We start from the raw sequence: 10,491 nt of genomic DNA on the forward strand, positions 1-10,491 counted from the left end.
AATCGTCCCCACTCCATTGGTCGCCAGTTACGTTGCGGGTCTAGCCCGGATATCCACATCCCCCCGGCTAGTAGGTGCAGATATGCTTTTAAGAATCCATCTGTCACTCGACCCGCATTTCTACGCGGAATCTCAGGAGAAGTGAACAGGTATTCGTAAACTGTTTCACCTTCAATATGTGAAAAGTTACGCTCAATCAACGATGGATGAATGGCGCTGCCCACTGCTAGCTCATGATACTCGGCGGCGGTGAGGTTGTTGGGGTATTCAATTTCTTTTGACAGCAATTGATCCCCAATACCCACAGTTGGGTATTGGTCTTTAAACACGGTAGATTCCTCCGATAACTTGGTTTTCAAGTCTCAGAGAGAGTTTCCACTCAATTCGCAGTTTGCCTTGGGAGCGTTAGCTCTGTGCCATTAGCACAGCCTTTCGGTAGAGAAGTACGCAACTCCAATTAAGAAATTAAATGTAGCAGCACATTCGGGTGCTAAATTCTCTGCCTCAAGAGTGCGAAAATTGTTTCCACCTAAAATCCAGTAGCTAAAACAAGTATGCAAATTTCAGCTTGCAACGTGCAATAGCTCCAAATTACGTAGCTAGAACCCGTAGGGCGTTGCGAATTGATTCTGCTGCTTTACAAAAATTTACTAAAGATAATATAAATTTTTTCACCAATCCGCCAAAAAAAGGTCAGCAAGGACTGTCTTTACCTTCCCCTTTTTGGCTATAATTGGCAAAGCAAAGTAAAACAGCGTGGTGTCTTCTTGACAAGTCAGTGGTTTCAAGTCGCCAAACTTTAATCGCCACTTTCTTCGTCAGTCCGAGATCAACCCCGCTCTGAGGTTATTTAATTGTCCGACACTCCTGGCAAAACCCGCTCCTTAGTAGGTTTTGCCTATGTTTTTATGTATTTTCGACGTTCTTCCTCCTTGCGTAATATTGACAAGCTTGATCTTACAAAACTTCGCGTCTTTCATCTAGTATTCAGATTTTGATTGTTTAGTTCTGTTACCTCCTGATTTATGAATCTTGGTAAAATTGCCCTATTGATTTAGGGCTTCCTGTAGCCGTCACTAGTGAAACAGAGTCTCTACTGTGAGATGGTTCGGGAAGACTTATAGGTTAGGTTTGTGCGGAGCGAACCCATTTTCAGTTGAAAAAACCCATCTAAAGATTTACTAGCGTTATACTTTGCCATGCCTATTAAGAAGCTAATTTTAGATTTGAAGTTGCAGGATGTACTAAGCCTAATGGGTCTGTCATAATGTATTTTTTTATGATTGGCTGCAATGTAACAGTTAACTCCTTGGTGATGGGGTCTTTATTACTCTCTATAAGAGACATTCTTTCAAGCTTTTCAAGATTTTTAATTAACTCTAAAGTTGACACCATCTGCGTTTTTTTCTTACTAAATTCATTTATTAAAGTTGTAAAGGTAACAGAAGAACCTAAAACCATACTCTCTGCTAAATAAATAAGGATTTGCTTATCGAGATTATCCAAGCTTTTACCAAAAAGCTGATTGAGCATTGCTTCAAACCTTTGACTAATAAAAGTTGTAGGGTTTGCAAAAAAGGTTTTATAATCGCCAAAAAAGTGGTGTATTCTATCAATTGCTGCTTCTAATTCAGAAGGAATACCTCGGTACGTATCATGTAACTGAAGGCATTCTTCTCTATTTGTTAAACCTTTTGCTTGCAAAAACTCTATTGCAGCATTTTTATCGAGACCTTCTAATTTTACCATTTGAAAAAGTTGTTTAACACTTATTAAATCGTTAAATTCGTCCAATAAGAATCTAGCTGTTAATATTAAACAGCTTTGATGATTTTCCTCCACTAATCGCCGAATGAAAAGCTGATAATGTAAAATTTCTTGTTCTCTATTTTGGCGAAATACTTCAAACTCATCTAGAACTATTAAGCAACGTTTATTTTGTAAAGATTTAAGTAATAATGTAATTATTGCTTGTGTAGAACTTTGTTCAACAAAGTTGGGGTTCAAAATCTCCAGTAATTCAATAGCTAATTCTTCAATTGTGGGAGAGTGAGCTACTGATTTCCAAATTAAGTAGTCAAAGCCTGAATTATATTGTTTGCTAATATCTGTCAAAAGTTTAGCTGCTAAAGTCGTTTTCCCAATCCCTGCTACACCTACTAAGGTTATACAACGCTGTTTTTTAACTAATTCTCTCAGGAGGATTAATTCTTGCGTTCGTCCATAAAAACTAGATATAACAGGTAATAAACTCCCCTGGATTGTCAAAACTTGATCTTGACTAAGAAAAGCTTCTAAAAAACTTCGCAAGTTTCGTTTGCACAGTTGTTCGCCAAAAATTTTGGAGAGAAAATCAAATAAGCTAGTAGCTACTCGGCGTTGTAAATAATTTAGGCTATAAGCTGAATTACCTGATATGGTTTCGTAATTTTGTCCAAACCAAGCTCCTTTAATAACTGTGAACTCCGGCTCAGTCAAAGGTTTTCCTCTAGCTTGTAGCACTCGTTCATTTACAGTTTCTAGAGCTTTCTCAAAGGTGATTAGGGTTACTTTTGGTAAATCTTCTTGATTTGCCGACATATCTGTTGGGGAATATACACCACAAGTAGCGCTGGAACTCATAAACTTTAGTTACCACTATGAGATAGTGTCTAGAATAGAATGATACAGTATGTGCATTTTTTTTGCTATCTAACTTAAGAGAGTGACCAAAGAAGTTATAAACAAAAAGATATTACAGTGCTGAAATCTCTTTAAACAGAGCTAATAAGCAGAATATACGTAACTATTGATACACTAAACCAGTACAGCTTAAATTATGACACGGTAAGACAATGGAAATGTTAAGAGATATTTAGGATAAAATGTGAGTTACTGTATCAACCCACTATGCCCAGCTAGAGAAAATCCAGATGAAGCAGCCAGTTGTCTTGCTTGTGGGACACCTCTAGTACTTAATAACCGCATTCGACTGATCAAGCCACTAAAAGAGGCAACAGGAAATATTTTTACCTATACAGATACGTTTGAGGTGGAAGATGCGGGTAATAAATGGGAAGAACGTCGGCGGCGCGTTATGAAGGTATCAAAATGGGATAGTCCAGAGCTAGTGAAGATGATCGAGGTAGAATCATTAGCTTTGAGGCGGATACATCATCCCTGTGTGCCATACAGTACAGTAGATGATTATTTCATATTTGAACCAGAAAATAGCCCTTTTACGTTCCGATGTTTAGTAATGGATAAATTTGAAGGGCAGAACTTAGCCGAATGGTTGCAGTCAAATGGCAGAATTTCACAATCAACAGCAGTGGACTGGCTCAAGCAATTAGTGGAGATTCTAGATATAGTACACCATACAGAATTTTTTCACAGAGACATAAAACCTTCAAATATAATTCTTCAGCCAAATGGAAAACTGGCGTTAATAGATTTTGGTACAGCAAGAAAAATTACAGATACGTATCTGGCGAAAGTCAGTGCCAGTGGCGGAACGACTACAAGAATGGGAAATTATGAGATTACTGCGGTAGTTACACAAGGTTACACGCCATTAGAGCAGATTCGAGGCAAAGCAGTTCCACAGTCAGACTTTTATGCGTTGGGAAGGACTTTGGTAACTCTGGTAACGGGAAAATCATTAGTGCAAATACCACAAGACATAGAAACAGGAAATTTACATTGGAGAAAATATGCGCCGCAGATTGATAAACCATTTGCTGATTTGTTAGATGAATTGATGGCACAGTCACCAATTGGTCGTCCACAAACTACGGAAATTATCTTAAAACGATTAGAACGTCTACCATTGCAGTCGAAGATCAATAAAGTAGTTAAATCAAAAATATTTCAAATTAGTATAGTAACTTTAGGTATTATAAGTTTAATCAATATATACAATGTATTACGTCCGTCCATAGCTCAGGATTTGCTGAATCAAGGGAAAAAAGCTCAACAAGAAAATCGGCTTGATGATGCTGAAAATAGTTTTCGTCAAGCGATCGCTTTGAAACCGGATATGGCTAAACTAGTATCTGAATTTTATGTGCAACAGGCAGATAAACGTAGTATTCCTCTGGAAGAAGCTAAAAAATATTATGAATTAGCTATTAAATATAATCCACAAAGTGATGTGGCTCATAATAATTTAGGGTTGGTATGTCAAACATTACAGGACTTCCAATGCGTTGAAAATAGTTATGCAGTTTTATTTAAGCTAAAACCAAATAGTTGGGAGGCTCATTATGGGTTAGGTAATTTTTATGATGATTTAGGCAAGTATGATTTAGCCCAGGAACAATATAAATTAGCCATATTAAATAATAAATTAGCTTTAGATGCTGTTAGTAACTTAGCTAGGATAAAAAACTTGCAAAGAGAATATGATGCGGCTATAGAAATTGCTGAAGGAGGATTAACTAAAGCTAAAGATCCTGCGTTAAGGGCAGCCTTATATAAGAGCATAGGATGGGCTAAGTTAGAACAAAAAAAGTATATAGAAGCTAAAAATAATTTAGAGAAAGCAAAAGAACTAGACTTTAAAAGAACTGATACTTATTGTCTATTAGCACAAACCCAGGAAGCTTTAAAGGAAATTAATGATGCCAGAATGTTATGGGAAGTATGCTTGATTTCTGAATCTAATCTACCGGAAGTTCAAAGATGGCGAATACAGATATTGAACAGATTACTAGGAGATATTAAGGTAGAATAGCTAGTTTTTAGTAAAAAATTATAAATTCAAAAGATTAAATATCAAATAAAATAGGTATGAGAAAGAAATTTTATAAAAATAAAACATTATTCACTGTTGGGTTTACAGCTATTACATCAATAATGTTCTTTGGGAGTCTAAGCTCAGTGATGGGATCTCCTCGGACTGAAGCTCAGGTGCGTTGTATTGAACCAATAGGACGGGTTATCAGCACAGGCGATCGCTATATGCGTTCTGGCAGTTTGTTATGCCCAACAGATCAGATATCACCAAAACAGGGAGAGGAAGTTAAGGTACTTTGTTACTCTAGTAGAGAACATTTATTAGTAGAAGCAGGGAGCAATTTTCCTGTTAGAGAAATATGTAAGCCACCAGCGTTTTCTTCAGTAAGGAAATGTACACTATTGAGTCCACAAGACTGTCCAAATCGTAAAGGGCCGAATCGAAGAGAAAATGCACCTAATATTATTCAGCCTTATGGCAAAGTTATAATCAACCGTCGTCCTTTGATATCCTGGACTGCTGTACCAGGGGCAACCAGCTACACTGTGCAACTTTCTGGCGGTGAAGTGAAGTGGGAAAAGGAAGTGGTAGGCACAACACTATCCTATCCTCAAGACCAACAAGAGTTGTCCTACGGTAGTGCGAATAAAATTATAGTGATTGCAAATAAAGGTAACGATCCCATCATTGATGATACGTTGGTAGTGCATGTGTTACCTGAAGGATGGGTAAGACAAATTAATCAAGCTATTGAGCAAGTTAAAAGTTTGGGATTGTCTGCCGATGAAACAGCCTACATTGACCTAGATGCAATTTATATGTCTGAAAGACTTCTCAACGACACAATTGAGAATTTACAAGCACGAGTTGCGGCAGGCAGTTTTAATCCTACTCTTTATCGTATCTTAGGCGATCGCTATGTAGAGGTGTGGATGCCTCAACTCGCAAAAACTGCATATATAAAAGCACTTCAACTAGCTAGGTTTCAAAAAAACTCCGGTGAAGTGGAGTTGGTGCAAGAACGTTTGTCGGCGCTATCTCAGAGCCAACTGCCAACCAGAACAAATCCTGCCCAATAGTAAGGGTGTTGGTACTGAGGATGAGAAAGTAAGCCCAGTTGTGCTTGTCGCAGAGCTTCGGCTTTAGAGAGGTTGTTATTTAAACCCTTATAGAATTGTTCAATAAGCATAGCTGTAGATTCGGCATCTACTAACCACAAGGAGGCGAGAGTAGTTCTTGCGCCAGCCTGTGCAGCCACCCCAGCGATACCTAAAGTAGAGCGTTTGTTACCTTTAGCAGTTTGGCAGGCGCTGAGAACTAATAACTCAATAGGGTCTTGATTATTTTGGACTTTCAGCCAGCCATCAAGTTCTCGAATGTTAATGGGTTTGTCCCAAGCTAATAATACTGTTTGTTCAGGGTCAGAACTAAACTGACCGTGAGTAGTCACATGAACAATAGGAAATTTAGCTGTTTTTAATTCTTGTTGAAAATTGTCACTGGTAAATTGTTCGTTCAGCAACTTAATTGATGCTCTGGTTTGTTGTTTAACATCAGCTACTTCTTTTTCCACTTCTGGCAAAGGTTTCAATCCTGGAGGAGCGTTTTGTGCATTAAAACTAGGACTGAATTGAGAAAGCCCAGCAATTAAAGCTTTTAGTTGTTCTTTGACCAAAGCTTTGGGTGGACGGATTCGAGAGCCTAATGCGGTTGTAATACTATAATTTTTAAACAAGTAATCCCTACCATCGTGAAGTAAACTCATCGGCATACTTTGGAAGGAATTATCAAGAGTAAAAACCAGTGTTCCTGATGATGGTAAATGTTTTTTAACTGGTGCAATTAGTCCTTGATACAATATTTGCGAATGATAAATAATTACCGATTTTTGGGTATCAGCCAGCCCTTGATCTTGTAAAGTATTTAAAAAATATTCAATACTAGTTCTGATAGTTTTAGTATTAACAGAATGATGATGTAATGATTGGTTTGGTGAACGAACAATTACTTCTATACTTTTACCTAAGTCTATAATATTAATTATTGTCGGTTTATTCTTTAGATTGGCGATACTATTTATAGGTATAAATTCCAGCTTGCCACATCTTAAATAATTTTCTAACTCTGCCAATTGCAGTTGTTCATAAGCTTGAATTACCTTATCTAGTTGAGGATGAGAACTACTAAGTAGTAAGCGTATATAATCTCGATATATAGGTTCTACTTTTTCATAAAATGAAAATTGTAAGTCTAGATTAGTTGTGGAAAGATTGTCACGTATTTTACTAAAATTTTGAATTGCTACTTTATAATATTGAGTAGCTTCCTGATATTTTCCTTGTTGTTGATACAGCTTACCTAATTGCTGTTGCCATTGATATGCTATGTCCCATGCTTGAATTGATTGAGCTATACTTAGCGCTTCACTAAAATAAGTATGAGCTTTTTCAGGCTGTAGCTCTCCTAATAGACCATTACTGTATGACATTAATCGCTTGTTATTTATACTATTAGCTTTTCGTAAACTGGCTAACCCATATTTTATAGCTAATGAGTTTAGAGTTTTATCAGGGATTTGATTGAGACTTTTGGCAAAATTTAGTTGAGCATAAATCGATTCATTTATTGAGACTTCTTCAAATAGATGAGAATTCTTTAATAAGAAATTGACTTCCTCTTGAATTTGCTGCTCAGTTGTTACAGAAGTATTTTGAGATTTAGTATTAGTTTGCCACTGGCTATAATCTAGTAACAAACTTAACTTTCGTAAAAGTGACTGTAGTTTGACAGATGAGGATATATTATTTCGGTTAATTATTTTTTGATATATTTCTATTCCTTCTAATGCTTTTTGTTGGCTTAATTTTACTGTCTGCTGGCGAAATGTGGGTTCTTCTACTTGCAAATATTTATCCTTGAAAAACTTATAAGCATAAAATTTAGTATTACCTAAACTTAATAATGTTGAACTAGTATTAAAATTATGCTGATTTTCAGAGAGCATAATAGTTTTGTTTAATACTGCTTCTGATTCGGTAAGTTTTCCTAGCCTACGCAGTGCATTACCTAAATTCTGTAATACTAATAAATCAACAGGTGATACTGTTTTTTTGTCAAAAAGGGCTAATAGTTTTGTAACTTCCGTAGGTTGTTTTGAGGAAGTATTACAAATTTCAGAGGCAGCATTTAGTTTCAAGCCCTCTAGTAGTACCTTGCAAGCACGAGGGGATAAACCTAATGTTTGCAATGCAATACTTTGATTAATAAGACTCCCTTTTATCCCCTGTTCATTTTGAAGTCGTCGGTAAATTTGTGTTGCTTGTTGCCATAAGTTTAATGCTGTTAATGCCTGACCTTGATTTAACTGCTCTTGTCCTTGTTGAATTAGTGATTGTGCTTGTCGTAATTGTTCATTATTTGTTTGTGCTTGACTCAACATGATTGATGGTTCGCTGATAACCAAAGAATAGCTAACTATAAATGTAAGTAGGTGCTTGAGCAATCGTTGATTTTTCATCAAGTTTTGGGTTGAGGATTACAAGAACTCTTAGATAAAGTTGTGTTGGCACTCACACTATTTGCTTGTGCAGTTAAGGTTATTGAGCCATCTGAATTTTTAACCCATCCTTGAGCTTCTATAATTCCATCAGTTTCTACTAAAGGTTTGATATTGGAAATATTCGTAGCCGAGTTTACTTGCCATGCAGATTCAACATCTGGTAAATTTTCTGGGTTTGCAGGTAATCCTCCTGTACCCGAAATAATAAACTCATCGTTTCCATTTGACCTGCCCTGGCAGACTGAAGCAATCTGCGGTGACTCTTGAACTGTCTGTGATTTAATTGGAGTTTCTGCTAAAAAGACATTTGTATTGATGTCTACTGTTCCGTCAATACCTCTTTCTGATCTAGAGTCTATTTGACTATCTGAGGATAGGAAAAAACCTTGAGCATTAATTTGAATTTTACCGCCTCTACCCTCGTAAGCATTAGCTAATATTTGGCTCTTGTTTGAGCTTACCAGGATGCCTGTGTTAACAATAATGTTACCGCCGTTGCCACTAGAATCTTGTTGCCCTGCTGTCGCAGAAATCAAACCTTTATTGAGTTGAAAAAGTTTTGAGCGAAATATAATATCTCCTCCTTCGCCAATAGCAGTTGTAGCGGTGATGCCTCCACTATTAGAGATGTTAACTTTATTTGTAGTAATGTTAATGTTTCCTGCATTTCCAGTGCCTTGGTTGCGAACAGTAATGAGAGCGTTGCCACTAACATTTAAAAGAGGCGTATTAATAGTAATATCTCCTGAGTTTCCTGAAGGAATGGGAGGCAATCTTAAAAGATTTTGTACAACTTGAGACTCAATGTTGGCGGAGGAAGTTATTGAGGTAAAGTTTGGAGAATTAGGTGTTGTGCCTTCTATTTTTACAGAATTAGAAGCGTTAAGAGTAATACTTCCACCATTACCACTTGCGATGGTAGAAGAGTCAATTTTACCACCATCTTGCACTATCAATCTTGATGTATTAATTGTTAAATTACCTGCATTACCTGTATTAGCGGATGTAGCAGATAGAACACTTGACTGGAATGTATATGGTGCATAACCTTCTATCCTTACGAAGTCAGTTGCATTGATTGTCAAATTGCCTCCTCTACCAGAGCCAAATGTTGGAACTCCTATTGAGCCACTGTCTCTAACAATCAGTCGTGGCGTTGAAATCAAAATGCTACCGGAATCTCCTGAGCTAAATGTTCCAGCACTAATAAGGCTAGAAATAGCAGAATTACGAGGTGAAAATCCGACTACATTTACGGAATCAGAAGCATTCACAATTACGTCACCGCTTTTAGCAGAGCTAAAAGTCAAAGAATTTATTTGTCCTGCATCTCGAAGGCTTAACTTTTGAGTTGATATTAGTATGTCTCCGGCTTTACCAAATCCCAAAGTTTCATTCCGTAAGCCACCAGCAATTCTAGCAATTGGATCAGTACCACTTATGTCCAAAGAGTTAGAAGCATTTATGCGTATTTTACCTCCTGCTGTTAATCCTTGGTTCTGAATTAAAATCACAGAACCATCCTGAAGTCTGATATTTTGCCCCTGTAAATGTATTGAACCGCTATTAATTCCACTGGCATCAATTAGAGAGCGGCTTGATAGTTGAATATCTTGAAAAGAAGTTATCTCGTCATAAGATAACTTCCAGCCAGAGAAAGTTTGTACTAGGTTGACAAAACTATTATTTCCCACACTGCCTAACTCAACACGTCCACTTTCAGCCACTATCATGCCGCCGTTTGAAATTATATTCCCCCCAACCAATGCTATTGTCCTTGTGGGCAAGACTCGCAAACCCGTTAAGTTACTCCGTCCAACTGCTGGAGATAATGGAGAGCCAATCAAGTTGTGTCCTACGCCTTCGATACGAACTGCTGAAGGATTGCTCCTAAATTGTAGTCCGATAGGTGTAGTTATGGTCAGTATCGGTGTAACTTGGGTTTGGTCAATTGTAAACTCAAAGCCATCTGCAAATTTGATGCTGTTTGCAGTACTACCAATAAAAGAACCACCAACATTTAGCTGGGCATTTTGACCAAAAACAAATCCATTAGGATTAATTAAGAATAGGTTTACTGAACCGTTAGCTTGAATCAGTCCATCAATCAGGGCGAACGCATCTTAATTGCTAATAAGAATTGGGAAGCAAATTCAAACATCTAGAATAAAGCCAATTGTCTTAGATAAATAGTGAATGTAAGTCAAAGGATAAA

General features: G+C 37.1%; 6 protein-coding genes. 2 read left to right on the forward strand and 4 right to left on the reverse strand.

Going from position 1 to position 10,491, the window contains the following annotated elements; all coding sequences use genetic code 11:
* Both H6G14_RS31775 and H6G14_RS31780 read right to left on the reverse strand, forming a co-directional pair.
* The coding region (locus H6G14_RS31775; protein ID WP_190572809.1) for a hypothetical protein at positions 1–329 on the reverse strand (329 nt) is incomplete at its 3' end.
* Between the two features lie 877 nt (positions 330–1,206).
* Positions 1,207–2,622, reverse strand: coding sequence for a helix-turn-helix domain-containing protein (locus tag H6G14_RS31780; RefSeq protein WP_190572811.1), 1,416 nt, complete (start codon positions 2,620–2,622; stop codon positions 1,207–1,209).
* Between the two features lie 244 nt (positions 2,623–2,866).
* Here H6G14_RS31780 and H6G14_RS31785 point away from each other — a divergent pair, with 244 nt between their 5' ends.
* Together H6G14_RS31785 and H6G14_RS31790 are read left to right on the forward strand one after the other, a co-directional pair.
* Positions 2,867–4,714 carry a protein kinase domain-containing protein gene (locus tag H6G14_RS31785; RefSeq protein WP_190572813.1) on the forward strand — a complete coding sequence of 616 codons (1,848 nt, stop codon included), beginning with the start codon at positions 2,867–2,869 and terminating at the stop codon, positions 4,712–4,714.
* Positions 4,715–4,863: 149 nt separating this feature from the next.
* Positions 4,864–5,796 carry a hypothetical protein gene (locus H6G14_RS31790; RefSeq protein WP_242054250.1) on the forward strand — a complete coding sequence of 311 codons (933 nt, stop codon included), beginning with the start codon at positions 4,864–4,866 and terminating at the stop codon, positions 5,794–5,796.
* On the opposite strand, the gene H6G14_RS31795 is transcribed toward H6G14_RS31790, so the two are convergent.
* A complete protein-coding gene (locus tag H6G14_RS31795; protein ID WP_190572817.1) occupies positions 5,757–8,234 on the reverse strand; it encodes a CHAT domain-containing protein in 2,478 nt (825 codons plus the stop codon). The two genes, H6G14_RS31790 and H6G14_RS31795, sit on opposite strands and share 40 nt — an antisense overlap.
* A complete protein-coding gene (locus H6G14_RS31800; protein ID WP_338421249.1) occupies positions 8,234–10,387 on the reverse strand; it encodes a two-partner secretion domain-containing protein in 2,154 nt (717 codons plus the stop codon). The genes H6G14_RS31795 and H6G14_RS31800 overlap by 1 nt, the downstream gene beginning before the upstream one ends.
* Between the last annotated feature and the right edge of the window lie 104 nt (positions 10,388–10,491).

This window comes from Nostoc parmelioides FACHB-3921, assembly GCF_014696625.1.
Classification (GTDB): domain Bacteria; phylum Cyanobacteriota; class Cyanobacteriia; order Cyanobacteriales; family Nostocaceae; genus Trichormus; species Trichormus parmelioides.